Raw genomic sequence first — 24,780 nt, 5'->3', positions numbered from 1 at the left:
GTCAGTTGCCCTCCTCGGTCACGAACGAAGCCTGGTACTCGGCGTAGGCGGCGCGCTCCTCGTCCACCAGGGCGTGACCGTCGGCGTAGATGTGGTCGAACATGGCCATGTCCTCCGGGTCGGGCATGGACCGCACGGCCTCCCGGACCCGCTTGGCGAGCGCGTCGGCCTCGGCCTCGACCTCGGCGAAGTACGCCTCGTCCGCGTGGCCCTCCTCGGTGAGCAGGGTGCGCAGCCGCAGGATCGGGTCCTTGGCCTCCCACAGCTCCCGCTCCTCGGAGGTGCGGTAGCGGGTGGGGTCGTCGGAGGTGGTGTGGGCGCCCATCCGGTAGGTGAACGCCTCGATCAGCATCGGCCCCTGGCCGGTGCGGGCCCGCTCCAGGGCGGCCCTGGTGACCGCGAGGCAGGCCAGGACGTCGTTGCCGTCGACCCGGACGCCGGGGAAGCCGAAGCCCTGGGCGCGCTGGTAGAGCGGAACGCGGGTCTGCCGCTCGGTGGGCTCGGAGATGGCCCACTGGTTGTTCTGGCAGAAGAACACGACCGGCGCGTTGTAGACCGCGGAGAAGGTGAACGCCTCGGCCACATCGCCCTGGCTGGAGGCGCCGTCGCCGAAATACGCGATGACCGCGGAGTCCGCGCCGTCCTTCGCCACACCCATCGCGTAGCCGGTCGCGTGCAGCGTCTGCGAACCGATCACGATGGTGTAGAGGTGGAAGTTGTTGCTGTTGGGGTCCCAGCCGCCGTGGTTCACGCCGCGGAACATGCCCAGCAGATTGGTCGGGTCGACCCCGCGACACCAGGCGACGCCGTGCTCGCGGTAGGTGGGGAAGACGTAGTCGTCGTCGCGCAGCGCCCGGCCGGAGCCGATCTGCGCGGCCTCCTGGCCCAGCAGCGAGGCCCACAGGCCCAGCTCGCCCTGGCGCTGGAGGGTGGTGGCCTCGCCGTCGAAACGGCGGGTGAGCACCATGTCCCGGTACAGCCCGCGCAGCTCTTCGGCGGTCAGGTCGATGGAGTAGTCCGGGTGCTCGACCCGCTTGCCTTCGGGGGTCAGCAGCTGGACGAGCTGGGGTTCGTCCGCCGGGCGTTGCTTCGCGCTGCTGGCGCGCTTGCTGCTGCTGCGGCGTGGCTTGCGCGCGGCAGGGCTGTCCACGGTCACGTGTGCTCCTCCGTCTGTCCGGCCTCCGGGTTCGCCGGTGGCCTTGGTGTCCCCCCGGTCGAAGACTGGGGGAGGCTCGCCTGTGGGCCCGCGGCGCACGGGGTGGGTGCGTCGTGGTCCGACGAGGCGCGACAGGTGTCCCGGCGGTTGGCCCGCAAAAGGCACGTTACCCAGTGCGTCGCATCTCTGCGAAACCCCCTCTGACCTGCAATTTTGCTTGGATTTCCAAGTAAATCGAGAGCCATCGGGAACATTCACTGGTCACGGCCCCACGGGACGCCGGAACAGCGGCACGTTATCCCGCAGGACAAGAGCAAGGGAAGACTTTGTGTGTGAGACTGGATCCCGTGCACGAAGAAGGAAAAATCACGGTATTTCTGCTCGATGACCATGAAGTAGTCCGGCGTGGCGTGCACGAGCTCCTGGCCGTGGAACCCGACATCGAGGTGGTCGGAGAGGCCGGCACCGCGGCGGACGCGCTCGCCCGCATCCCGGCCGCCCACCCCGATGTCGCCGTGCTGGACGTTCGTCTGCCGGACGGCAGCGGGGTCGAGGTCTGCCGTGAGGTCCGCTCGCGTGACGACTCCATCAAGTGCCTGATGCTCACCTCCTTCGCGGACGACGAGGCCCTGTTCGACGCGATCATGGCGGGTGCCTCGGGCTATGTCCTCAAGGCCATCCGCGGCAGCGAACTGCTCTCCGCCGTACGGGACGTGGCCGCCGGGAAGTCGCTGCTGGACCCGGTCGCCACCGCGCGCGTCCTGGAGCGGCTGCGGGACGGGACCGGCCCCAAGGGCGACGAGCGGCTGGCCGCCCTCACCGAGCAGGAGCGCCGGATCCTCGACCTGATCGGCGAGGGCCTCACCAACCGCGCCATCGGCGAGCGGCTCCACCTCGCGGAGAAGACCATCAAGAACTACGTCTCCAGCCTGCTGTCGAAGCTGGGCATGGAGCGGCGCTCCCAGGCCGCGGCCTACGTCGCCCGCCTCCAGGCCTCCGGCCCGCCCCGGGAGGGCCGGCAGGGCGGCGTGGGCGGCAAGGCCGACTGACCGAGGCGGTGGGCCGGGACACCGCGCGGCCGACCGAGATGGCCGAGCGGTGAGACGTACCGAAATATGCCCCATCGGGTGAAAGGCACGCCTCCGTTCGGGGGAGTTAAGAACCGGAGCGTCCCGGCCCGCCCCAGCCCGTGACCTTTCCGCCGCAATCGGGACCTACGGCCCCACCCGAGAGGGGCCGCCGCCCCTATCGAAGGGCGCCGTCGTGCCGCGAAGGTGGGGCCATGCCTCCCGATGCCACCGTCGACGACCGCGCCATGGCGCTGCTGGCCCGCAGCCCGTACGGACGGCTCTCGGTGAGCATGGGGGCGCTACCGTCCGTCACCGTGGCGCGGCACATCGTCACCGACGACGAGGTGGTGCTGCGGATGCACCGCGGGCACGGGTACCACCGCGCGTGCGACGGCCATGTGGTGGCGTACGGGGTGGACACCGTTGACGCGGGCGAGGACGAGTTCTGGAGCGTGCAGTGCGTCGGCACCGCACGCGTGGGCATCCCGGGGCCGGCGGAGTTGGAACGCTTCGGCGCGGCCCCGCGGACCGCCGACGGCGCCCCCTTCGAGCCGGTCTATCTCCGGGTGCGGCCACGCTTCATGACCGTCCATCACATCGCAGGCGTGCCCAACCGTCAACCCGGGCAACCCGGATGACCCGGGTGATTTAACATCTGGCGCGTGCCGCGCTCACATGTCACCCTCGCCGAGACCACCGCTTCTCCCGACGGGGCGACACTGAACGCCCTGCTGCGCCGCTACGAATCCACGCTCATCGGAGAGTTGCTGTCCTGCGAACCGCTCACGCAGGGCCTGCTCAACCGCGGGTACCACCTCACCACCACCCGCGGCCGGTTCTTCCTCAAACACCATCTCGACGGCGACCGGACCGCCCTCGCCCGGCAACACCGCGTCACCCGCCGGCTGGGCGCGCGCGGACTGCCGGTGGCGCCGCCGATCGCCGACGTCGACGGCGCCACGGTCTCGGTCCTCGACGGGCGCTGCTACGCCCTGCACCCGTGGGTGGAGGGGCGCCACCGGGACGGCGCCGAACTCAGCCGCGCCCAGTCATGGCGCCTGGGCGCCCTGCTCGGGCTGGTCCACACCTGCCTGGAGGAGGTCATCGACCCGCGGACGCCCGCCCCCCGCGACGCCTCGCACGCCCCGGACGTCACCGGCGCCGACCCGGACCACACCTTCGCCCTCATCGACCAGCTGTTGGCCCTCGCCCGCTCCCGCCGCTCCCGCGACGCCTTCGACGAACTGGCCGAACACCGACTGCTCGAACGCCGCGCCCTGCTGGAACGGCACGCCCACCGCCGCCCGGAGGCGAGCACCGTCCCCGCCACCGGCTGGGTACACGGCGACTTCCACCCGCTCAACCTGCTCTACCGGGACGCCGAGCCCGCCGCGATCGTCGACTGGGACCGGCTGGGCGTACAGCCGCGTGCGGAGGAGGCGGTACGGGCCGCCGCCATCTTCTTCGTGCGCCCCTGCGGCACCCTGGAGCTGTCGAAGGTGCGCCCGTACGCGCGGGCCTACCGCTGCGCCATCGGCGCCGGACAGGACGAACTCGCCGCCGCCGTACACCGCGTCTGGTGGGAGCGCCTCAACGACTTCTGGATGCTGCGCTGGCACTACCAGCTCGGCGACCACCGCGCGGACCCCCAGTTCCCCGCCGCGGCGGCCCTGGCCGTGTGGTGGACCCGCGAATACGACGCCGTACGCGAGGCGTTCGTCGCCTGACCCGGGGCCGTGGGGGTCACGGCCGGGCGGCCGTGCCACGCGACAGCCGGTACGGCCGCCGGAGCGGGCGTACCACCGCGGGACCGCCGGGGAACGGCGGTGGGAAACGCGTACGCCCCGCGCGGGGCGTGAAGAGCCCCCGCGCGGGGCGTACGGACGGCTGGGGGCCGCGGGGCCGGTCAGCCCTCCACGGGGTCCTCGCCGCCGCCCGTGGGCGGCTCCGGGTCCGTCGGGGTCTCCCCGCCGCCGCCGCTGTCGTCGCCCGTCGGGTCCGTCGTCGCCGGCGGCGTGGTGACCGGGTCCGACGGCGGGTCGGTCGGGGCGGTGGTCACGCCGCCGCTCGGCTCGCCGCTGGGCACGTCGGTCGGGCCGGGGCTGTACGTGTTGGTCGGCCTGTTGCCCGTGGGCCAGTTCCCGCCGTTGCCACCCGTCTGCGGGGCGCCGGTGTTGTCGTCCGGCACGTCGCCGCCGCCCGGGATCGAGGTGTCCGGCGGGGCCGACGTCGGCTTCTTGCTCGGCTCCTTGGACTTCGGGTCCTTGCTGGAGCTCTGGCTCTGCTTGGGCCTGGTCGGCGTTTCCTTGTCGTTGCCACTGAGCTTCATCGCGAAGGCGACGCCGGCCGCGATCGCGATGACGGCGAGCACCGCCAGCAGCCACACCCGGCGGCGTCCGCCGCCGCCGGAGGGCCGGGAGCCGCCGTCGAAGCCGCCGTCGTCGTCGCGGTAGCCGCCGGTCAGCAGCGGCTGCTGGGAGGTGTCGCCGTGGGCCGGGTGCGGCAGGGCGGTGGTGCTCGGCATGCCCATGGCCGGGGTGGAGGCGCCGAGGTGCTGGGTGACCGGCCCGGTGTTCCAGGTGCCGGTGTGACCGCCGGCCTCCTGGAGCATCTGCAGCGCGTACTGCACCAGCCCGCGCATCTCCTCGGCGCTCTGGAACCGGTCGTCCGGGTCCTTGGCCAGGGCGCGCATCACCATGCCGTCCAGCTCCGGAGGCACCGCGCCGCCGGAGACCTCCGAGGGCGGCACCGGGATGTCCTGGACGTGCTGGTAGACCACGGAGAGCGGGGTCTCGCCGACGAACGGCGGGCGCTGCGCCAGCAGCTCGTACAGCAGACAGCCGGTGGCGTAGAGGTCCGAGCGGTGGTCGACGGCCTTGCCCAGCGCCTGCTCCGGCGAGAGGTACTGGGGGGTGCCCATGACCATGCCGGTCTGGGTCATGGTGGTGGACGCCCCGTGCAGCGCCCGGGCGATGCCGAAGTCCATGACCTTGACCGCGCCGCTGTTGGTGATGATCACGTTCGCGGGCTTGATGTCGCGGTGCACGATGCCGTGCTGGTGGCTGTAGGCCAGCGCCTCCAGCACCCCGGAGACGATGATCAGCGCCTGGTCCGGCGGCGGCGCGTCCGCGTTGAGTAGCAGATCGCGGATGGTGTGGCCCTCGACCAGCTCCATCACGATATAGGGGACGGTCTGCTGGCCGACCACGTCCTCGCCGGAGTCGTACACGGCGACCACGGCGTGGTGGTTCAGACCGGCGACCGACTGCGCCTCGCGCGTGAAGCGGGCCTTGGAGACCGGGTCCTCGGCGAGGTCGGCGCGGAGCAGCTTGACGGCGACGGTGCGGCCCAACCGCACGTCCTCGGCGGCGAACACCTCCGCCATACCGCCACGGCCGAGGCGGCCGGTGAGGCGGTAGCGGCCGTCGCCGACCAGTCCGCCGTTACCCCACAGGTCCGGAGATTCCGACATTCCGGACGTCCCGTTGGCGTCAGGTTCGGAGGGCCCCTGGGCGCTCTGGGTCTGTGCCATCGGTCCTCGCCGTCGTGGTCTGTCCGCTCGCGCGGGCGGTTACGGTGCGTACGGTGCGCGCTGATTGCTCTGACAGTGAACGCTACAGGCTCCGCGGGGTGCACCGGTCCGTGATGGACCGGTCATCAAACCCGTTGAGGTCGAAGCGACGCAAATCACGTGACGGCTTCTTGCGCATCCGGTCACGGAACGGGCACTCGGCTTGACGTGTCCGTGGCCTGGGGCAGACTTGGCCAAGATATCGAGTCATCTAGATCAAGACACGCCGATCCAAGCGCGGGTTTCAGCGTCGGGGCAGGGCGCCGAGGGGGAAGTAACAACGATGAGCCAGCACGGCGCTTCGGGCCGCTACGCGGGCCAGTCGATCGGCGGGGGCCGTTACCAGCTGCAGGACCTGCTGGGTGAAGGCGGCATGGCCTCCGTGCACCTGGCGTACGACACGGCGCTGGATCGCCAGGTCGCCATCAAGACGCTCCACACCGAGCTGGGCCGGGAGGCGTCCTTCCGCGAGCGCTTCCGGCGCGAGGCCCAGGCGGTGGCCAAGCTCTCGCACACCAACATCGTCTCCGTCTTCGACACCGGCGAGGACGAGATCGACGGCGCGCTGATGCCGTACATCATCATGGAGTACGTCGAGGGCAAGCCGCTGCGCGCGGTGCTCGACGAGGACGTGCGGCAGTACGGCGCGATGCCCACCGACAAGGCGCTGAAGATCACCGGCGATGTGCTGGCGGCGCTCGAGGTCAGCCACGAGATGGGGCTGGTCCACCGCGACATCAAGCCCGGCAACGTGATGATGACCAAGCGCGGCGTCGTCAAGGTCATGGACTTCGGCATCGCCCGCGCCATGCAGTCCGGGGTCACCTCGATGACCCAGACCGGCATGGTGGTCGGCACCCCGCAGTACCTCTCCCCCGAGCAGGCCCTGGGCCGCGGCGTCGACGCCCGCAGCGACCTGTACTCGGTCGGCATCATGCTCTTCGAGCTGCTGACCGGACGGCTCCCCTTCGACGCGGACTCCCCGCTGGCCATCGCGTACGCGCATGTCCAGGAGGAGCCGGTCGCGCCGTCCACCATCAACCAGTCCATCCCCCCGGCGGTGGACGCGCTGATCGCGCGGGTGCTGAAGAAGAACCCGAACGAGCGCTTCCCCACCGCCGAGGCCATGCGCGACGAGTGCGCCCGGGTCAGCCGCACCGGCCAGACCGGCGCCTCCCCGATCATCATCTCGGGCGGCCCGCCGGCGCAGAGCGGCGCCGGCCTGGGCGCGGCGGTCTTCCCGCCCGTGGACGCCCCCGCCGCCGGCGCACACGGCGTCCAGACGCCGTACCAGACGCCGCAGGGCCCCGCGGGGGCCCAGGGCCCGGGGCAGCCCGGCTCCGGCCAGTACAGCGGCTTCGGCCCGTCGACCCCGGCGCCCCCCACGCACCAGCAGGGCTACGCGACGACCCCGACGCCCGCGTTCCAGGGCGGCGCCCACACCCCGCCCCCGTACAACGCCACGCCCACCCCGGTCCCCTCCGGCGGCGGCAACCGCGACAACGGCAACAAGCGGGTGATCATCGGTTCGGCGGTCGTCGCGGCGCTCGCCGTGATCGGCGTGATCGTCGCCATCGCGGTCAGCGGCGGGGGCAAGTCCGAGGACGACCCGAAGGCGGACGACACCCACAGCAGCTCCTCCGCCCCGACGCCCTCCGACACCCCCTCGGGCTTCAACCCCGGCGAGGACGTCAAGACGAAGACGATCGACCCGGAGGAGTGCCAGAACGCCAGCGAGGCGTACGACGAGGCGGGCGCCTACAACGTCCCGGACTTCCAGTACCTGTACGTGGACTCCGTGAAGGCGTGCATCAAGGCGGCGGGCTGGAAGTACAAGGTCATCGAGGTCGACGAGAACGTCTTCGGCAAGGGCTCGATCATCAGCTACACGCACAAGGACAACGACGCGTACAACCCGCAGACCGAGACGATCGAGCTGACCGTCTCGACCGGCAAGCCGGGGGCGTAACCCGCACGCGCGACAACGCGACGCCCCCGCGCGGCGAGAGCCGCGGGGGGCGGACGGCGGTCGGGTCGCACTCACGGCGACCGCGTGTCGCACGGGGACGTCGAAGATCCGAAGATCAGAGATACGGGGAAGACCCGAAGATCAGAGGTAGGGGCCGGAGCGCTCACCGCCGCGATGCTGACCCCCGTCGGAGTCGTCTCCGCCGAGCACGCCCGGCGGCAGCGCGCGGCGCATCTGCTCAAGCTGCGCGCGGGCGGCCATCTGCTGCGCGAAGAGCGCCGTCTGAATGCCGTGGAACAGCCCCTCCAACCAGCCGACCAGCTGCGCCTGGGCGATCCGCAGCTCGGCCTCGGTCGGGATCGCCTCGTCCGTGAAGGGCAGCGAGAGGCGCTCCAGCTCCTCGATCAGCTCCGGGGCCAGGCCGTCCTCCAGCTCCTTCACCGAGCTGGAGTGGATCTCCTTCAGCCGCACCCGGCTGGCCTCGTCGAGAGGCGCCGCCCTGACCTCCTCCAGAAGCTGCTTGATCATGCTGCCGATGCGCATGACCTTCGCCGGCTGTTCGACCATGTCCGTCACGGGAACCTCGCGCGACTCGTCGTCATTGCTGCCGTCGCCAGGGGCGGCGCCGCCGAGGGCCATGCCGTCCGGGCCGACGACCAGGACGTGCGGGCTCTCCTGCGACCGTTCGTTCATCGGCTGGTTCATGTGCCCATTCTCTCGCACCCGTCTATCACCGAGATGGTGCCCCCATCGGGGGCTGATCCACCTCCCCGGAGGCTACGGACACTCCAGAGCGGCGAAAGAGCCGGTCAACCGGGCCTCGCACCCGTCCAGCCAGCGGGCCTCCGCCTCGGCCTGGGCGATGAGCCGGTCGAGGACCAGCAGCCGGGCGATCCCGTCGCGCGTGGCGGGCCGCGCCGCGTCGGTCCGTAGCCGCGCGTAGTCCCGCAGGGCTCGCGCGGTGTGGCGACGCTGCTCCTCGAGGACCGCGCGGACGTCCACCTCCGGCGCCGCGACGGCCATGGCCAGTTTGATGGCGAGTTCGTCACGCGGCGGGTGGGCGCGGTCGACCGGGGACTCGTACCAGTCGCGCAGCTCCGCCCGGCCGGCGTCGGTGATGGCGTAGAGCACGCGCCCCGCGGCGTCCACCCCCTCCTGGACGACCAGGCCGTCGCGCTCCAGACGGCCCAGCGTCGTGTAGACCTGACCGACGTTCAGCGGCCAGGTCGTCGCGGTCCGCGCCTGGAACTCGGTCCGCAGTTGGGCGCCGTACCGGGTGCCGCTTGCGAGGAGGGCCAACAGTCCGTGGCGAATCGACATATCGCGTATGTATAGCCGCTCGGAGGATGAACGGAATATCGGGGGGACGGGCGGGGAGGAGAGGTGAGGCATTCAGGAACGCCGGAGGCGGAGGCCCAGAAAGGCCAGGCCGAGGCCGGTGAGGGCCAGTCCGGTCCCCAGCGGCAGCACCCGCGTCACCCGCCCCGAGTGCACCGCCTGCTGTGCCCTGCCGTCCCACCCGGTCGCCGCTCCGTCCGGCGGCTCCGCGGTCCCGCCGGTCCCGGAGACATACGGCGGCGGGGCCGGATACGAGGTCGGGGCCGGCGAGGTCCAGGCCGGCACGATCAGCTGTCCGGGCTGCCGGGGGCGGGGCCGCTGCGCGTCGCGGGTGACGAGCGGGGGCCGCTCGCTGGGGCCGGGCGTCGGCGGAACCGTGGTCGAGGGGGGCGCCGCGGCGGTGGCGGCGGGGGAGGCGCCGGCGGAAGCGGAAACCAGGCCGGAAGGGGAAGCCGGGCCGGGTGCGGGTGCGGGTGTGGGAGCGGGTGCGGGTGCCGGGTCCTGTGGGGCGGCGCCGGCCGCCGGAGGTACGCCGCCCGGCGCCTGGGTCTCGGCGGGGGCGTGGGGGCGCGTCGTCGCGGCCTTCCCGGCCGGGGGCGCCCACCCCGGCTCCGGGGCGGGCCAGACGTCGAGCGCGGCTTCCTCGTCCGCGGGCGCCGCCGCACCGTTCTCGGGGGTCGCCGGGTCCTCCCCGGGGGGCGTCCGGTCGCTCGCGCCACGGCCGTCGTCGACGGCTATGCCCGCGTGGTCCCGGGGGTCCTCGTGCGCCAGCGCCGCGGGCCCGCTCAGCGCGCATACCGCGGTCAGCAGAGGGACCGCCAGTCGTGAACCAAGCGCGGTAGCCACGGCCGTATCCCTCCCGTGCTGGCGCCGTCGAGTGACGGATTCAGCGTCACATGAGGGGAGGGATACGGCACCTCAGGCGGTCCGTTGGTGGGCGGCCCGGTCGAACCGTCGGCGAGCCCGAGCGAACCCGCCCGGCCAACCGTCGGCGAGCCCGGTCGAACCCGCCCGGCCAACCGTCGGCAAGCCGGTCGAACCGTCGACGCCGTCGGCGGGGCCGGTCGTCGCGTCGTCGGTCGTCAGTCGTCGGCTGTCAGCAGTCGGCCGTCAGTCGCCGGCCGTCAGCAGTCGGCCGTCAGTCGCCGGCCGTCAGCCGTCGGTCGTCGGTCGCCGGTCGCCGGTCAGCGGTCAGCGGTCAGCGGTCAGCGGTCAGCGGTCAGCAGCACCTTCCCCACGTGCCCGCTCTCCTCCAGCACCGCCTGCGCCGCGCCCGCGTCCCGCAGTGGGAACGTCCCATGCACGATCGGCCGCACCCGGCCGCCGCCGATCAGCGGCCAGACGTGCTCCCGCACGGCCGCCACGATCGCCGCCTTCTCCGACAGCGGGCGCCGCCGCAGCCCGGTGCCGGTCACGGCGCAGTTCTTGGCGAGCAGCGCGCCCAGGTTGAGCTCCGCGCGGGTGCCGCCCTGGAGGCCGATGATCACGAGCCGGCCGTTGACCGCGAGCGCGGAGACGTTCCGGTCGAGGTACTTCGCGCCCATGATGTCGAGGATGACATCGGCGCCGGCACCGTCGGTGGCCCCGCGCACCTCCTCCACGAAGTCCTGCGCGCGGTAGTCGATCAGGATGTCCGCGCCCAACTCGCGGCAGGCGGCCAGCTTCTCCGGGCCGCCGGCGGTGACCGCGACCCGCGCCCCGATCGCCTTCGCCAGCTGGATGGCCATGGTGCCGATGCCGCTGGCGCCGCCGTGCACCAACAGCGTCTCACCGGGCCGGAGATGGGCGATCATGAAGACGTTCGACCAGACGGTGCAGACGACTTCGGGCAGCGCCGCCGCCGTGACCAGGTCGACGCCGTCCGGCACGGGCAGCAACTGGCCCGCCGGCACGGCGACCTTCTCCGCGTAGCCGCCTCCCGCCAGCAGCGCGCACACCTCGTCGCCGACGGACCAGCCGGAGACCCCGGGGCCGAGCGCCGCGATCCGGCCGGAGCACTCCAGGCCCGGGTACGGGGAGGCGCCGGGCGGCGGTGGGTAGTGGCCCCGGCGTTGCAGCAGATCGGCGCGGTTGACGGCACTGGCCACGACCTCGACCAGGACTTCGCCCTCGCCGGGCACGGGGTCCGGGACCTCCGCCCACACGAGGGCCTCGGGGCCACCGGGTTCGGGAATGGTGATCGCATGCATGGCCGCGAGGCTACTCCGGGGGCCGCGCCCGGACGATGGTGATCAGGCGGTCGGTGGCCTGCAGCGGGCTCGCCTCCGGATCGTCGTAGCCGAGCAGCCGGTGGCCGCGCAGCACGGAGACCACCAGGTCGTCCGTCTCCCGGACCGACCTGCCCACCTCCGCCTTGACGACCGTGCGCTCCACCAGGTCCAGGCCGGTGCCCTGCTGGATCAGGTCCTCGATCACCGCGCCCGCGCTGGGGCTCTGCACGCTCATGCCCAGCAGCCGGCCGGCCGCGCTGGCGCTCGTGATCACGGCGTCTGCGCCGGACTGGCGGAGCAGCGGGGCGTTCTCCTCCTCCCGGACGGCGGCCACGATGTTGGCGCCCTTGTTGAGCTGCCGCGCGGTGAGCGTGACCAGCACGGCGGTGTCGTCCCGCTGGGTGGCGATGACGAACTGCCGGGCCCGCTGCGCCTCCGCGCGGAGCAGCACGTCGCTGCGGGTGGCGTCGCCCACGACGCCCACGAAGCCCTCGGAGTTGGCCGCCTCGATCACCTTGGGATTGGGGTCCACGACCACCACCCGGTCCTTCGGCAGGCCGGTCGCGCGCAGGGTCTGCACGGCGGAACGGCCCTTGGTGCCGAAGCCGACGACGACGGTGTGGTCGCGCAAGGCCGACCTCCAGCGGTTGAGGCGGTACTGCTCGCGGGTGCGCTCGGTGAGCACCTCGAGGGTGGTACCGACCAGGATGATCAGGAAGAGCACGCGGAGCGGGGTGACCAGCAGGATGTTGGTCAGCCGCGCGCTGTCGCTGTGCGGGACGATGTCGCCGTACCCGGTCGTCGACAGGGTGACGGTGGAGTAGTAGACCGAGTCGAGGAAGTCGACCCTGCCGTCGGCGTTGTCGTGGTACCCCTCGCGGTCCACGTAGACGATGGCCACCGTGGCGACCAGCACCAGCAGCGCCAGCAGCACCCGGCGGCCGACCTGCCGCAGCGGGCTGCCCACCACGAGGTGCGGCAGCTGGACCCGGAGTCCGCGGTCCTCGGGCTCGCGGGCGGCGGAGTCGTGCGCGGGCAGCTTCACGGGGTGCTCCGGGGCGGGGTGGTGGGTCGGCCGCCGCGGAGTCCGGGTGGCGCGGGCGACCAGCCGTCGGCGGCCCCGGGGGGCCGGGTGTCCGGGTTCGCGGCGGCCCACGGCAGGCGCAGGACCTCGACCGCCTCCCCGCGCTCCACCCCGCCGGGCGGGATGGCGGCGAGCCCGTCGGCCAGCGCCAGGCCGCGCAGCATGGCGGGGCCGCTGAAGCGCAGCGGAACCGCTTCTCCGCCGCGGTGGGCGACGGGGACGAGGCGGGTGTCGCGCGCATGACCGGGCACGGCGGCGGCCAGCGGGGCCGCCGAGCCGGGCGCCCCGGGCGCCGGGCGCGCGCTGAGCCCGTGGAGCAGCGGCTCGGCGAGGGTCAGCAGCCCGGCGACGGCCGCGAGCGGGTTGCCGGGCAGCCCGACCAGATACTGGTGGGGCAGGGGGTGTTCGGGGGCCGGGCGCTTGGCGGTACGGCGCTTGCGACCGGCGCGCTGGGGCTCGCCTCCGTCGACTCCGCCGCGCGGCAACCGCGCGAGCAGCATGGGGTGGCCGGGGCGTACCGCGACCCCGTCGACCAGCAGCTCCGCCCCGAGCCTGCGCAGGGTCGGATGGACGTGGTCGACCGGGCCTGCGGCGGTGCCGCCGGTGGTGAGGACGAGGTCGGCGGAGGACGCCTCCACCACCGCCGCGTACAACGCCTCGGCGTCATCGGGGACATGGCGGGTGGCCAACACCTCCGCCCCGAGCGCCGCCAGCCAGGGGCCGAGCATCGGACCCAGCGCGTCACGGATCCGGCCGCTCTCCGGCAGCCCGGCGGTCAGCAACTCGTCTCCCACGACCAGCACTTCCACGCACGGCTTGCGGGCGGTCTCCAGCTCGTCGTAGCCGGCCGCCGCGGCGAGACCGAGCACGGCGGGCGTGATCAGCGTCCCGGCGGACAGCAACCGGTCACCCTCGACGCACTCCTGGCCCCGGGGCCGGATGTCCTGCCCGGGGACGACGGGGTGGGCCGGGCGGGCCCGCAGCCAACTGCCGACGCCCCCGCTCTCGTCCACGACACCGTGCTCGGTGCGCAGCACGGCGGTCGTCCCGGGCGGCACCGGGGCCCCGGTGGCGATCCGCACCGCGTGCCCGTCGGCGAGCGGCGCCGCCCGCCCATCGCCGGCGAGGATGCCCCGCGCCGTCCGCTCACCCTTGCCGGGCGCCGGCAGCCGCCACGGCCCGGGCCCCGCCAGGGCCCAACCGTCCATGGCGGAGGTGTCGAAGGAGGGCAGGTCGGTCAGCGCGGTGAGCGGGGCGGCGAGCACCTGTCCGAGGGCCTCCGCCAGGGGGCGCTTCACGGTCGCCGGCATCCCGGCGCCACCGGGCTGGTCCCCGTGGCCGACGGCCTCGGCGGCCCAGGCGCCGCCCGCGTCGAAGGCGAGGCGGCGGGCGGCCGCCCAGGCCAGGGCCCCAGACCGGGGCTTGGGGTGCTGGCCGGGCTCGCCCGCCCAGCCGGAACCACCTGAGCCACCTGAGCCACCTGAGCCACCAGGACTGTTGGGGCTGTGCGCACCGCCGGAGCCGTGCGGGCCGGTCGAACCGCCGGTGGCATGGCGCTCGCGAGGGGTCCGCGGGTCCTGGCCACCCGGCCGCTCCCCCTGGCGCTCCCCCTGGCGCCCACTCCGACCGTCGCGGCTGTCACGGCTGTCCCGGCTGTCGCGGCTGTCCCGGGCGTCGCGGCTGCCCCGGGTGCTGCCGGCGGGGCCGTCCGTGCCACCTTCGCGACCGGAGTGGCTGGAGCTACCGGGGTTACTGGAGTAGCCGGAGTAGCCGGAGTAGCCGCCATAGCTGGAGCGCCCGGCGCCTTCGGGGTGACGAGACCGGGCGGAGTGGCCATACCCGTCGCGCGCGTCCCGGCTGTCGCGGGCATCCCGACCGTCACGGGCGTCGCGGGCATCCCGGCTGTCACGGGCATCCCGGCTGTCACGGGCGTCGCGCTCATCGCGACCATCGCGGTGAGCGCGGTCATCGTCACCGTGGCGGCGAGCGCGGCCGTCGCTCAGTCCCAGGACGTCGCCGTACGGATCGTCGTCGCGGCCGGAGCTCCGCCTCCCGCCCGCCCCGCCCCGCGGTGGCTGCGGCTCCCGGCTGCTCGGGCCGTTCCACATCCCGAGAACGTCGTCGTACGGGTCCTCGGCCGCCGGCGAGAAGCGACGTGAGCCGCCCGCCGCAGCCGCGGCACCCGTCCCCCCGAAGTCCCCGGGCTCGCTGTGGCCCTGGGCCGCGCGGGGCTCGCCTTTGCCCTGCGCGGGGCCGGTCTCCGCTCGGGGCCGACGCCCCTCGTTGGCGAGCGCCAGCGCCTGTTCGAGCTCGCGATCCACGTCCCGCTCCGTCATCCCGCGGACTGCCCCGGCGCCGCGCTGCCACCCGCCCGGCCGGACCCGCCTGCCTCCCCGGATCCACCGGACCGGCCCGTGCCACTCGACTGGCCCGCGCCACCAGGCTGGCCGATGCCACCGGACTGGCCCGTGCCGCCAGGCTGGCTCGCGCCATCCGTCTGGCCCGCGCCACCGGACTGGCCTACGCCACCGGACTGGCCCGTGCCGCCGGCGGCGGACGTCCCTGCGGCGACGCCGGACTCGGCGGCGGGCGTCCCGGCCGGGGCAGCGGACTCGGTGGCCTCCGCCGCCCACCGCGCGGCCAGGTCGGTGGCCTTCCGCATCGCGTCGGCGAGGGCTTCGGGGCCACCGCCCCGCTGCGCCGCCGCGTAGCCGACCAGGAAGGTGGTCAGCGGGGCGGCGGGCCGCGCCACGCCGTGCGCGGCGTCCCGGGCGAGGTCGAGGAGCGCGGCGGTGTCGACATCGAGGTCGACCCCGAGCTCGGCCTTGACTGCGGTGATCCATTCATCCAGCACATGCCCATGCTCCCTGATACGCGCGCGGGCGGCGCCGATGTCGTCCCAGGTGTCGCAGTCGAAGGACGCGGTGGGCTGGTGGAGGCGGCCGAGCGACAGCTCCGCGGTGAGCAGCCGCAGTGGCAGCCCGGAGAGCGTGCCGTGCTCGGCCGCCAGCAGTCCGAGCTCGCGGCGCAGGGCCTCGGCGCGGTAGACGGCGACCAGCGGCTGCTCTCGACCGGAGGCATCGGTCGACAGCACACCGTCGCCGCCCGCCTCGCCGCCCGCGTCGCGGCCGAGCCCGGCGCGAAGCGCCCGTACCGTCGCGGCGGTGAGGAACGGCAGGTCCGCGGAGACGACCAGGACGACCGGGGCGGTGACTTCCGCCAGCCCCGCCGCCAGCGCGGCCAGCGGTCCGCCGCCGGGCGGCGCCTCGCGTGTCCAGCGCACGGGCCGGCCGGTGGTGCGACGCGGCCCGACCACGACCGTGCGCCCGGCGTCCGCGCAGGCGCTCAGCACCCGGTCGAGCAACGGCCGTCCGCCCACGCTCAGGCCGGGCTTGTCGGCCCCGCCCAGCCTCCGCGCCGCGCCTCCGGCCAGCACTACCGCGTCATATCCACCCGCGCTCACCCCACGAGTATGGCCGCTTCGCGCGGCGGCGCTACAGCGTCCGCAGCAGCATCACCGGCCGCTCGACGCAGTCCGCCACGTACCGCAGGAACCCGCCGGCGGTCCCTCCGTCGCAGACCCGGTGGTCGAAGGTGAACGACAGCTGCACCACCTGCCGCACCGCCAGCTCGCCCTCGTGCACCCACGGCTTGGGCACGATCCGCCCCACGCCCAGCATGGCGGCCTCGGGGTGGTTGATGATCGGCGTGGACCCGTCGACTCCAAAGACCCCGTAGTTGTTGAGCGTGAAGGTGCCGCCCGTCAGCTCCGCGGGGGTGAGCCTGCCCTCCCGGGCCGCCTCCGTCAGCCGCCCCATCTCCGCCGAGAGGTCCTCCGCGCTCCGGGTGTGGGCGTCCCGTATGACGGGCACCACCAGCCCGCGGTCGGTCTGCGCGGCGAACCCGAGGTGCACCGAGGGCAGCCGGACGATCTCCCGGGCCGCCATGTCGACGGTGGCGTTCAGCTCGGGGTAGCGGGCCAGCGCCGCCGTGCAGATCCGGGCCAGGAGCGCGAGCAGGGACACCTTGGCACCGCCGGCCGCGTTCATCGCCGCCCGCGCGGCGAGGAGTTCGGTCGCGTCGGCGTCCACCCAGCAGGTGGCGTCGGGGATCTCGCTCCGGCTGCGGGAGAGCTTGTCGGCCACCGTGCCGCGCAGACCGCGCAGCGGCACCCGCTCCTCGCCCGGCACCGGCGCGACCGCCGCGGGGGCCGCCTGGAGCCGGGCCGCCGGGACCGGCTCGGCCGCAGGGCCCTCGCGGACCACCCGCTCGACGTCGGCCCGCAGGATCAGGCCCTCGGGTCCGCTGCCGCGCACCTCCCGGAGATCCAGCCCGTGCTCGCGCGCCAGGCGCCGGACCAACGGCGAGATCACCGGGATGGGCCCTTCCGGAACGCTCTGCGGCCGCGTCATCACGCCGACGGCCGCGGGAGCCGGCGAACCGCCGGAGACCACCGGCCGCGCGGAGCCGGTGTCGCTCCCGGAGCGGGCCGCGGAGGCGGCGTCCGCGCGGGGCGCGGAGCGGGCGTGCGCGGCGGCGCCATCCCGGGCCCCGGTGGCCGGGGCGCCCGACAGGAGCGACCCCGCTCCGGGCGCCCGACCAGGACCCGTCGGCCGGATCCGCCGACGACGGGCGGCGGGCGCCCCCGTGCCGTACCCGACGAGGACGTTGCCCGAGCCCTCGTCGCCGCCTTCCCGAGCGCCGCCCGCGCCGCCCTCGGCGCCGTGGCCCTCCGCGCCGCCGCCCTCGGCCGGCGCGCCGTCGCCGTGGACCGTCGGCACCGCGACCGTCAGCAGCGGAGCGCCCACCGGCAGTTCGGTGCCCTCTTCACCGAACCGGGCGGTCACCACCCCGCCGTACGGGCAGGGCACCTCCACCATCGCCTTGGCCGTCTCCACCTCGACCACCAGCTGGTCGATGGTGACGACGTCACCCACCTCGACCAGCCAGCGGACGATCAACGCCTCGGTGAGTCCCTCCCCGAGGTCGGGCAGGGTGAACTCGCGCACGACGGGCATCAGCCCACGCTCCCCTCGGTCCAGTCGGACTCCCACTGCAGCCGGGCCACGGCGTCCAGGACCCGGTCCACGCCGGGCAGATGGTGTCGCTCCAGCATCGGCGGCGGATACGGGATGTCGAATCCCGCGACCCGCAGCACGGGCGCCTCCAGGTGGTGGAAGCAGCGCTCCGTGATCCGCGCGGCGATCTCCCCTCCCGGACCGCCGAAGCCGGTGGACTCGTGCACGATCACCGCCCGCCCGGTGCGCCGGACCGAGGCGCAGACCGTCTCGTCGTCGAAGGGCACCAGCGAGCGCAGATCGACGACCTCGAGGTCCCAGCCCTCCGCGCGGGCCGCCTCCGCGGCCTCCAGGCACACGGGCACGGACGGTCCGTAGGTGACCAGCGTGGCCGCGCGGCCGCCGGGCACCGAGGCGCGGCGGCGCACCACCGCGCGGCCGATCGGCGCGACCTCCTCGGGGTGGTCGGGCGACCAGTCGGCCTTGGACCAGTACAGCCGCTTCGGCTCCAGGAAGACCACCGGGTCGTCGGAGGCGATGGCGGCGCGCAGCAGCCCGTAGGCGTCGGCGACGGTGGCCGGGGTGACCACATGGAGGCCGGGGGTGGCCATGTAGTACGCCTCGGAGGAGTCGCTGTGGTGCTCCACGCCGCCGATGCCGCCGCCGTAGGGCACCCGGACGGTGATGGGCAGCGGCATGGCTCCGCGCGTCCGGTTGCGCATACGGGCGACATGGCTGATGAGCTGCTCGAAGGCCGGGTAGGCGAAGGCGTCGAACTGCATCTCGACCACCGGCCGCAGCCCGTACATCGCCATGCCCACGGCGGTGCCCAGGATCCCCGCCTCGGCCAGCGGGGTGTCCGTACAGCGGTCGTCGCCGAACTCCTTGGCGAGCCCGTCGGTGATCCGGAAGACCCCGCCGAGCGTGCCGACGTCCTCGCCCATGACATGCACGGTCGGGTCCGCGGCCATCGCGTCGCGCATGGCGCGACCGAGCGCCTGCGCCATGGTGGCGGGCTTACGGGCGGTCTCCACGGCCGTGGCGGTCATCGCGTCCCCTCCTGGGCCTCGTTCTCGCGGTCTTCCTGGCCCTCGGCGTCGAGCTCGGCGCGCAGCTGCGCCGCCTGCTCGCGCAGTTGGCCGGTCTTCTCCGCGTACACGTGCTCGAACAGGTCCATCGGGTCGAGGACCGGGTCCCCGTTCATCCGCTCGCGCAGGTCCGCGGCCATCGCCTCCGCGTCCTGGCGTATCGCCTCGACGCGGTCGTCGTCGATGAGGTCCCGCCTCCTCAACTCCGCGGTGATCAGGTCGATGGGGTCGTGGCCGCGCCACGCCTCCAGCTCCTTCTCCGAGCGGTAGCGGGTCGCGTCGTCGGCGTTGGTGTGCGCGTCGACGCGGTAGGTGATGGCCTCGACCAGGGTGGGGCCGCCGCCCTCCCGGGCCCGCCGCACGGCCTCGCCCAGCACCTGGTGCACGGCGGCCGCGTCGTTGCCGTCGACCAGCCGGCCCGGCATGCCGTACCCCACCGCCTTGTGCGCCAGGGACGGGGCGGCGGTCTGCTTGGCGAGCGGCACGGAGATGGCGAAGCCGTTGTTCTGCACCAGGAAGACGACGGGGGCCTGCCAGACCGCCGCGAAGTTCAGCGCCTCGTGGAAGTCGCCCTCGCTGGTGCCGCCGTCGCCGACCAGGGCGAGCGCCACCACGTCGTCGCCCTTGAGGCGCGCGGCGTGCGCGAGGCCGACGGCGTGCGGCAGCTGGGTGGCCAGCGGGGTGCACAGCGGGGCCACCCGGTGCTCGCGCGGGTCGTAGCCGGTGTGCCAGTCGCCCCGCAGCAGCGTCAGCGCCCGCACCGGGTCGAGGCCGCGCACCACGGCGGCCAGGGTGTCCCGGTAGCTGGGGAAGAGCCAGTCCTGCTCCTCCAGCACCAGTGCGGCGGCCACCTGGCACGCCTCCTGACCGGTCGAGGAGGGGTAGACGGCCAGCCGGCCCTGGCGGGTGAGCGCGGTGGCCTGGGTGTTGTACCGGCGGCCGCGCACCAGCTCCGCGTAGAGCCTGCTCAGCAGGTCGGGCGAGACGTCGTCGGCGGCTGAGGTGCCCAGCAGGCGGTACGGCTCGGCATCGGGCAACAGCGGCGCGGCGTCGACGCGGGGGCGCCAGGCGGGCGGGGGCGTGGGCCGGTACGCACCGGGCTGCTCAAGGACCGTCATGGCGACCTCAACCTCCTCATCGTCGGGGAGTGGGCAGGACCTCACGGCCCTCCCCTACCGATTGTTCGGTCGATGGCACATTTTGGCTACAGGCGACGGCGGCCTGTGGACAAACGGTTCTCCACAGCCTGAGATGAAAGCAGGGCGTCCATGAAGGGGAGGCGGGACGGTATGCAGGGCGAACAGATGGCCAGTTCCGGTGAGAAACCCCCGGCACGTCCCCTCGACCCGATCGACCGCGACATCCTGCGAATGCTGCAGGCCGACGGCCGCGCCTCGATACGCTCCGTCGCCGAGCATGTGCACATCTCGCGCGCCAACGCCTACGCGCGGATCAACCGGCTGCTGGACGACGGGGTGATCCGGGGCTTCACCGCCCGCGTCAACCAGGAGCGGGCCGGGCAGGGCGCGTCGGCCTACATCACGCTCAAGATCGTGCAGAACTCCTGGCGCACGGTCCGCGAGAAGCTCGGCGAACTGCCGGGTGCCGCGCACATCGCACTGGTCAGCGGGGATTTCGACGTCCTGCTGCTGGTCCACACCCCCGACAACCGCTCCCTGCGCGAGCTCGTCCTCACCCGCATCCAGGCCATACCGGAAGTGCTGAGCACCCGCACCCTGCTGGTCTTCGAGGAGACGGACCTCGACGCGGAGCACTGACGGCGGCACGGCGGGCCTGGGACGGTTCGGGCCCGGCAGGGGAGTGGGGACGGCCGCCCGAGGTGGCGGTCGACCATACGCAGGCGCGCCGGCGCGGGGCGCAGCCGTGCGGCTCCGGGCCTGCACGCGAGCACGCAAACGCCGGACGTGCGGTACGGATCGGGTCCGTACGGTACGCCCGGCGCTGTTCGGGAGCGGGGTCCTTCGAGGGCATGTGCGGGCAGGTCAGGGCCGAGGCGCCCGGTCCGCCGGCCGCCGGTGCGGGCAGGCCGAGGCCGAAGCGCCCGGTCCGCCGGCCGCCGGTGCGGGCAGGCCGAGGCCGAAGCGCCCGGTCCGCCGGCCGCCGGTGCGGTCAGGTGCGCAGGCCGGCGAAGGCGGTGCGGACCACGGCCTCGGCGACGTCTTCGCTGCTGGCGACCCCGCCGCGGTCGGGCCGGTACCACTCCACGATCGAGTTGATCATCCCGAAGAGCAGTCGGGTCGCCAGCCGCGCGTCCACGTCACCGCGCAGGTCGCCGTCGGCCGCGGCCTGCTTGAGCAGCTCGGCGACCTCGTGGTCGAACTCGCGGCGGCGCGCCATCGCCCACCGCTCGGTGTCGGTGTTCCCGCGCACCCGCAGCAGCAGGGTGACGTACGGCAGCTCCGCCATGAGCACCTCCGCGGTGCGCCGAGCCACGTACTCCAGCCGCTGCACCGCCCGGCCCTCGACCGCGCCGGGCTCCTGGAGGATGCCGAAGAGCCCGTCCAGGGCGCGGGTTATCGCCCGCTGGAGCAGCTCCTCCTTGCCCTTGACGTGGTGGTAGATGGAGGACTTGGAGATCCCCGCGGCGCGTGAGAGGTGCTCCATCGAGGTGCCGTCATAGCCGCGCTCGTTGAACACCTCGACGGCGACCGCGAGCAGCGAATCCGGCGTGTAGGTGTCGCGCTTGGCCATGGTCATGAGGAAATCACATCCTTCGCGCCGGCGTCGTCGGTGTCCGTGTCGCGGTCACCGTCGTCCGCGTCGACGGCCGCGAACGCCGCCTCGCACAGCGCCAGGGACGGGGCGTAGCGACCGGTCGGGTAGCGCTGATGAAGCTCGTCGAGGAGGTCACGGGCCCAGTCGGCGCCCAGCCGCCGCCCCCACTCGACCGGCCCCAGCGGGTAGTTCACGCCGGCCCGCATCGCGGTGTCGATGTCCTCGGCGCTCGCCACGCCCCGGGCCACGGCGTCGGCGGCGAGGTCCACGAGCATCGCGACGGTACGGGCCACGATCATGCCGGGGGTGTCGCCGACCAGGCTGACCTGCTTGCCCAGCGCCTGGAAGAAGCCGATGGACTCCGCGCGGGTGCGCTCGGTGGTGTCGCGGGAGGCGGACAGGGCGATCCGGGTGGCCGCGCGGTAGTCCAGCGCCAGGTCGAAGTAGACGACGTCCCGGAACTCCATCGAGGTCTGGCCGTCGGCCAGCACCAGCTGTCCCCCGCCGGGCAGCACGAACCGGGTGCCCTGGTCCTCGTCGACCTGGCGCACCTCGATGCCCGCCTCGCGCGCCAGGGCGACCAGCTCGGCGGCGGGCCCCAGATCGCCTTCGGCCACGACGTACGCCGGGGGCTCCGCGGGCGGCGCGGTGTGCGGCCGCGGGCGTTCCGCGCCGTCCGCGTAGTCGTACCAGCCGCGACCCGTCTTCCGGCCGTGCAGCCCCGCCTCCACCAGCCGGCGCTGCGCCAGGGAGGGCGTGAACTTCGGGTCCTGGAAGAAGGAGGTCCACACCGACCGGGTCACCGCCTCGTTCACGTCCTGGCCGATCAGGTCGGTGAGCTCGAAGGGGCCCATGGCGAAGCCGCCGCACTCGCGGAGCACGGCGTCGATGGTGGCCGGGTCGGCGACCCGCTCCTCGTAGACCCGGAACGCCTCGGCGTAGAAGGGTCGGGCGATCCGATTGACGATGAAGCCGGGGGTGTCGGTGCAGCGCACCGGCGTCTTCCCCCAGTCGGCCATGGTGGCGTACGCGCGGTCGGCGGCGGCCGCGTCGGTGGCGAAGCCGCTCACCACCTCGACCAGCGGCAGCAGCGGAGCGGGGTTGAAGAAGTGCAGGCCGACGACGCGCCCGGGCACCCGCAGCGCACCCTGCACGGCCGTCACCGACAGCGAGGAGGTGTTGGTGGCCAGCAGACAGTCGTCGGAGACGACCGTCTCGAGCGCGGTGAACAGCTGCTGTTTGGCCCCCAGTTCCTCGAGGATGGCCTCGATGACCAGGGCGCAGTCCGCCAGCCCGGAGAGCTCGGCGACGGGGTGCAGCCGGGCCCGCGCCGCGTCGCGCTCGGCGGCCGAGAGCCCGCCCTTGGCGACCAGCCGGTCGAGCCGAGCCATGATCGCCCCGGCGGCCGTCTCGGCCCGCCCCGGGGCCACGTCGTGAAGTCGCACGGTGTGGCCGGCAACCAGCGCCACCTGGGCGATTCCCTGCCCCATGGTGCCGGTGCCGACGACGGCGACGGTGCTCGTGCGCGCAATCCCCAGGGTGTCTTCCCGGTCGTTCGCAGTCATGCCGCTCATCCTCTCGGACAAGTTGTCCACAGCTTCGACAGGCCCCCTTGTACCGACCGATCGTTCGGTTAATCTATCTCTGTCGGCACGCCGTCGCCCACCGTTCCGCACCACCGACCGCACCCGGGGCGCCCTCCGCGCCCCGATCCATGGAGCTCACCGAGGAGTTGGTCAGTCGTGACCGCCGGATTCACCACAGCGCAGTTGATCGAGAAGCACCGCCCCACCCTCGACCAGGCCCTGGACGCGATCCGCACGCGGGCGTACTGGTCGCCGCACCCCGAGCACCCCAAGGCGTACGGAGAGGGCGGCAGCCTGAGCGCCGCCGACGGCCAGGCGGCCTTCGAGGCGCTGCGCGGCAAGCGCCTGGAGCTGGACCAGCCGGGGACGGTCGGCTGGACCGGCGGGGAGGTCTCGCCGTACGGGATCGATGTGGGCGTGGAGTATCCGCACGCGGACCTGGACGTGTTGCTCCCGGCGATGCGGGCCGGGATGGCTGCCTGGCGGGATGCCGGTCCGGAGGCGCGCGCGGCGGTCTGTGTGGAGATCCTGTCGCGGATCAGCGCCCGCACCCACGAGTTCGCGCACGCCGTCATGCACACCAGCGGCCAGGCCTTCATGATGGCCTTCCAGGCGGGCGGGCCGCACGCGCAGGACCGCGGCCTGGAGGCGGTGGCGTACGCCTTCGCCGAGCAGACCCGCACCCCGCAGACCGCCGACTGGTCCAAGCCTCAGGGCAAGCGCGACCCGCTGGAGCTGCGCAAGGCGTTCATCGCCGCCCCGCGCGGCATCTCGCTCCTGATCGGCTGCAACACCTTCCCCACCTGGAACGGCTACCCCGGCCTCTTCGCCTCCCTCGCCACGGGGAACGCGGTGCTGGTCAAGCCGCATCCGCGGGCCGTGCTGCCGCTGGCGCTGACCGTCCAGGTGGCGCGCGAGGCGCTGCGCGACGCGGGCTTCGACCCCAACCTGGTCGCCCTGGTCGCCGAGCGGCCCGGCGAGGGCATCGCCAAGACCCTCGCGGTGCGCCCCGAGATCCGCATCATCGACTACACGGGCTCGACCGCCTTCGGCGACTGGCTGGAGGCCAACGCCCGCCAGGCGCAGGTCTTCACCGAGAAGGCCGGCGTCAACACCGTCGTCATCGACTCCACCGACGACTACAAGGGGATGCTGGGGAACCTGGCCTTCTCCCTCTCCCTCTACAGCGGCCAGATGTGCACCACCCCGCAGAACCTGCTGATCCCCCGCGACGGGATCACCACCGACGCCGGGCCCAAGAGCTATGACGAGGTCGTGGCCGACCTGGCGGCGGCCGTCGGCGGGCTGCTGGGCGACGACGCCCGGGCCAACGCCCTGCTGGGGGCCATCGTCAACCCCCAGGTCGGCGAGCGCCTCGACGCGGCGCCGGGCCTCGGCGAGGTGGCCCTCGCCTCGCGTACCGTGGCCAACCCCGACTTCCCCGGCGCCACCGTCCGCACGCCGGTGATCGTCAAGCAGGACGGTGCGCGCAAGCGGTGGGAGGGCACCGAGGAGCCGGCCTATCTGGCGGAGTGCTTCGGACCCGTCTCGTTCGCCGTCGCCGTCGACTCCACGGCGGACGCGGCCGATCTGCTGCGTCACACGATCCGGGAGAAGGGCGCCATGACGGTCGGCGCCTACACCACCTCGGCGGAGGTGGAGCGCCTGCTGGAGGAGGCGTGCCTGGAGGAGTCGGCGCAGCTCTCCCTCAACCTGACAGGGGGCGTGTACGTGAACCAGACCGCCGCGTTCTCCGACTTCCACGGCACCGGCGGCAACCCCTCGGCCAACTCCACGCTGTGCGACGGCGCGTTCGTCGCCACCCGCTTCCGCATGGTGGAGGTCCGCCGCCAGGGCTGAACCTCCGGGTGGCCGGGCCTCGGGACGTCGAGGCCCGGTCCGGCCGGTCCGCCAAGGCCGGACGGCGCGGTCCCTCACAGCGGCCGGCGCGGTC

The 24,780-nt window shown here is 73.7% G+C and carries 19 protein-coding genes and 1 pseudogene; 6 read left to right on the top strand and 14 right to left on the bottom strand.

All coding sequences use genetic code 11. The features are described from left to right. Position 1: 1 nt before the first annotated feature. Positions 2-1,156 (bottom strand): pyruvate dehydrogenase (acetyl-transferring) E1 component subunit alpha, encoded by a 1,155-nt coding sequence (gene pdhA / locus CD790_RS12305; protein WP_144383205.1) that lies wholly within the window; start codon positions 1,154-1,156, stop codon positions 2-4. Positions 1,157-1,503: 347 nt separating this feature from the next. Here pdhA (CD790_RS12305) and CD790_RS12300 point away from each other — a divergent pair, with 347 nt between their 5' ends. The 3 genes from CD790_RS12300 (at position 1,504) to CD790_RS12290 (ending at position 3,953) form a co-directional block, all read left to right on the top strand. Further along, positions 1,504-2,205, top strand: a complete 702-nt coding sequence (locus CD790_RS12300; protein ID WP_144383204.1) for a response regulator transcription factor — start codon at positions 1,504-1,506, stop codon at positions 2,203-2,205. A gap of 233 nt (positions 2,206-2,438) precedes the next feature. After that, on the top strand, positions 2,439-2,864 hold the full coding sequence (locus CD790_RS12295) for a pyridoxamine 5'-phosphate oxidase family protein (protein WP_144383203.1): 426 nt from the start codon (positions 2,439-2,441) through the stop codon (positions 2,862-2,864). A gap of 24 nt (positions 2,865-2,888) precedes the next feature. Continuing rightward, positions 2,889-3,953 carry a phosphotransferase gene (locus CD790_RS12290; protein ID WP_144383202.1) on the top strand — a complete coding sequence of 355 codons (1,065 nt, stop codon included), beginning with the start codon at positions 2,889-2,891 and terminating at the stop codon, positions 3,951-3,953. Positions 3,954-4,132: 179 nt separating this feature from the next. Here the strand turns inward: CD790_RS12290 and CD790_RS12285 are convergent, their stop codons facing one another. Then, entirely contained in the window at positions 4,133-5,758 is a 1,626-nt protein-coding gene (locus CD790_RS12285; RefSeq protein ID WP_144383201.1) for a protein kinase domain-containing protein, read from the bottom strand. Between the two features lie 322 nt (positions 5,759-6,080). Here CD790_RS12285 and CD790_RS12280 point away from each other — a divergent pair, with 322 nt between their 5' ends. Next, a complete protein-coding gene (locus tag CD790_RS12280; protein ID WP_144383200.1) occupies positions 6,081-7,766 on the top strand; it encodes a protein kinase domain-containing protein in 1,686 nt (561 codons plus the stop codon). A gap of 141 nt (positions 7,767-7,907) precedes the next feature. On the opposite strand, the gene CD790_RS12275 is transcribed toward CD790_RS12280, so the two are convergent. The 10 genes and pseudogenes from CD790_RS12275 to pdhA (CD790_RS12225) all read right to left on the bottom strand — a co-directional run bounded on the left by CD790_RS12275 (position 7,908) and on the right by pdhA (CD790_RS12225) (position 19,622). Then, positions 7,908-8,471: a bacterial proteasome activator family protein gene (locus tag CD790_RS12275; RefSeq protein WP_144383199.1), complete on the bottom strand. Its 564-nt coding sequence runs from the start codon at positions 8,469-8,471 to the stop codon at positions 7,908-7,910. Positions 8,472-8,543: 72 nt separating this feature from the next. Next, the gene (locus tag CD790_RS12270) at positions 8,544-9,086 is read right to left on the bottom strand and encodes a PadR family transcriptional regulator (protein WP_144383198.1); all 543 of its coding nucleotides are present in this window, start codon (positions 9,084-9,086) and stop codon (positions 8,544-8,546) included. A gap of 72 nt (positions 9,087-9,158) precedes the next feature. Continuing rightward, positions 9,159-9,950, bottom strand: coding sequence for a hypothetical protein (locus CD790_RS34545; protein WP_186319003.1), 792 nt, complete (start codon positions 9,948-9,950; stop codon positions 9,159-9,161). 359 nt (positions 9,951-10,309) lie between these two features. Beyond that, entirely contained in the window at positions 10,310-11,293 is a 984-nt protein-coding gene (locus CD790_RS12255) for an NAD(P)H-quinone oxidoreductase (RefSeq protein WP_144383196.1), read from the bottom strand. A gap of 10 nt (positions 11,294-11,303) precedes the next feature. Further along, on the bottom strand, positions 11,304-12,359 hold the full coding sequence (locus CD790_RS12250) for a TrkA family potassium uptake protein (protein WP_144383195.1): 1,056 nt from the start codon (positions 12,357-12,359) through the stop codon (positions 11,304-11,306). Beyond that, a complete protein-coding gene (locus tag CD790_RS36805; RefSeq protein ID WP_260867509.1) occupies positions 12,356-14,719 on the bottom strand; it encodes a molybdopterin-binding protein in 2,364 nt (787 codons plus the stop codon). Before CD790_RS36805 ends, CD790_RS12250 begins: the two co-directional genes overlap by 4 nt. 296 nt (positions 14,720-15,015) lie before the next feature. Continuing rightward, positions 15,016-15,861, bottom strand: a pseudogene (locus tag CD790_RS12240) (NTP transferase domain-containing protein); the annotation flags it as partial. A 31-nt stretch (positions 15,862-15,892) separates the two neighbouring features. Next, complete coding sequence (locus tag CD790_RS12235; RefSeq protein ID WP_144383193.1) at positions 15,893-17,416, bottom strand: dihydrolipoamide acetyltransferase family protein; 1,524 nt, start codon at positions 17,414-17,416, stop codon at positions 15,893-15,895. After that, a complete protein-coding gene (locus tag CD790_RS12230; RefSeq protein ID WP_144383192.1) occupies positions 17,416-18,465 on the bottom strand; it encodes an alpha-ketoacid dehydrogenase subunit beta in 1,050 nt (349 codons plus the stop codon). Before CD790_RS12230 ends, CD790_RS12235 begins: the two co-directional genes overlap by 1 nt. Continuing rightward, positions 18,462-19,622: a pyruvate dehydrogenase (acetyl-transferring) E1 component subunit alpha gene (pdhA, locus tag CD790_RS12225; RefSeq protein WP_144383191.1), complete on the bottom strand. Its 1,161-nt coding sequence runs from the start codon at positions 19,620-19,622 to the stop codon at positions 18,462-18,464. Before pdhA (CD790_RS12225) ends, CD790_RS12230 begins: the two co-directional genes overlap by 4 nt. A 171-nt stretch (positions 19,623-19,793) precedes the next feature. Here pdhA (CD790_RS12225) and CD790_RS12220 point away from each other — a divergent pair, with 171 nt between their 5' ends. Further along, positions 19,794-20,282 (top strand): Lrp/AsnC family transcriptional regulator, encoded by a 489-nt coding sequence (locus CD790_RS12220; protein WP_186318981.1) that lies wholly within the window; start codon positions 19,794-19,796, stop codon positions 20,280-20,282. 352 nt (positions 20,283-20,634) lie between these two features. On the opposite strand, the gene CD790_RS12215 is transcribed toward CD790_RS12220, so the two are convergent. Together CD790_RS12215 and CD790_RS12210 are read right to left on the bottom strand one after the other, a co-directional pair. Beyond that, positions 20,635-21,222 carry a TetR/AcrR family transcriptional regulator gene (locus CD790_RS12215; protein ID WP_144383189.1) on the bottom strand — a complete coding sequence of 196 codons (588 nt, stop codon included), beginning with the start codon at positions 21,220-21,222 and terminating at the stop codon, positions 20,635-20,637. Further along, positions 21,219-22,805, bottom strand: coding sequence for a 3-hydroxyacyl-CoA dehydrogenase (locus tag CD790_RS12210; RefSeq protein WP_144383188.1), 1,587 nt, complete (start codon positions 22,803-22,805; stop codon positions 21,219-21,221). Before CD790_RS12210 ends, CD790_RS12215 begins: the two co-directional genes overlap by 4 nt. A 177-nt stretch (positions 22,806-22,982) precedes the next feature. Between CD790_RS12210 and paaN the strand changes: the two genes are divergently transcribed. Continuing rightward, positions 22,983-24,686, top strand: coding sequence for a phenylacetic acid degradation protein PaaN (gene paaN / locus CD790_RS12205; RefSeq protein WP_144383187.1), 1,704 nt, complete (start codon positions 22,983-22,985; stop codon positions 24,684-24,686). Positions 24,687-24,780 lie beyond the last annotated feature (94 nt).

This window comes from Streptomyces sp. SAJ15 (assembly GCF_007595705.1).
Lineage (GTDB): Bacteria > Actinomycetota > Actinomycetes > Streptomycetales > Streptomycetaceae > Streptomyces.
Note: the sequence above shows the minus strand (reverse complement) of the source record. Positions and strands in the feature narration are given on the sequence as shown.

Coding starts and splice junctions, on each gene's coding strand:
- CD790_RS12295 (WP_144383203.1), top strand. CDS start 2,439: ATGCCTCCCGATGCCACCGTCGACGACCGCGCCATGGCGCTGCTGGCC.
- CD790_RS12285 (WP_144383201.1), bottom strand. CDS start 5,758: ATGGCACAGACCCAGAGCGCCCAGGGGCCCTCCGAACCTGACGCCAAC.
- CD790_RS12280 (WP_144383200.1), top strand. CDS start 6,081: ATGAGCCAGCACGGCGCTTCGGGCCGCTACGCGGGCCAGTCGATCGGC.
- CD790_RS12275 (WP_144383199.1), bottom strand. CDS start 8,471: ATGAACCAGCCGATGAACGAACGGTCGCAGGAGAGCCCGCACGTCCTG.
- CD790_RS12270 (WP_144383198.1), bottom strand. CDS start 9,086: ATGTCGATTCGCCACGGACTGTTGGCCCTCCTCGCAAGCGGCACCCGG.
- CD790_RS12255 (WP_144383196.1), bottom strand. CDS start 11,293: ATGCATGCGATCACCATTCCCGAACCCGGTGGCCCCGAGGCCCTCGTG.
- CD790_RS12235 (WP_144383193.1), bottom strand. CDS start 17,416: ATGCCCGTCGTGCGCGAGTTCACCCTGCCCGACCTCGGGGAGGGACTC.
- CD790_RS12230 (WP_144383192.1), bottom strand. CDS start 18,465: ATGACCGCCACGGCCGTGGAGACCGCCCGTAAGCCCGCCACCATGGCG.
- pdhA (WP_144383191.1), bottom strand. CDS start 19,622: ATGACGGTCCTTGAGCAGCCCGGTGCGTACCGGCCCACGCCCCCGCCC.
- CD790_RS12220 (WP_186318981.1), top strand. CDS start 19,794: ATGCAGGGCGAACAGATGGCCAGTTCCGGTGAGAAACCCCCGGCACGT.
- CD790_RS12215 (WP_144383189.1), bottom strand. CDS start 21,222: ATGACCATGGCCAAGCGCGACACCTACACGCCGGATTCGCTGCTCGCG.
- CD790_RS12210 (WP_144383188.1), bottom strand. CDS start 22,805: ATGACTGCGAACGACCGGGAAGACACCCTGGGGATTGCGCGCACGAGC.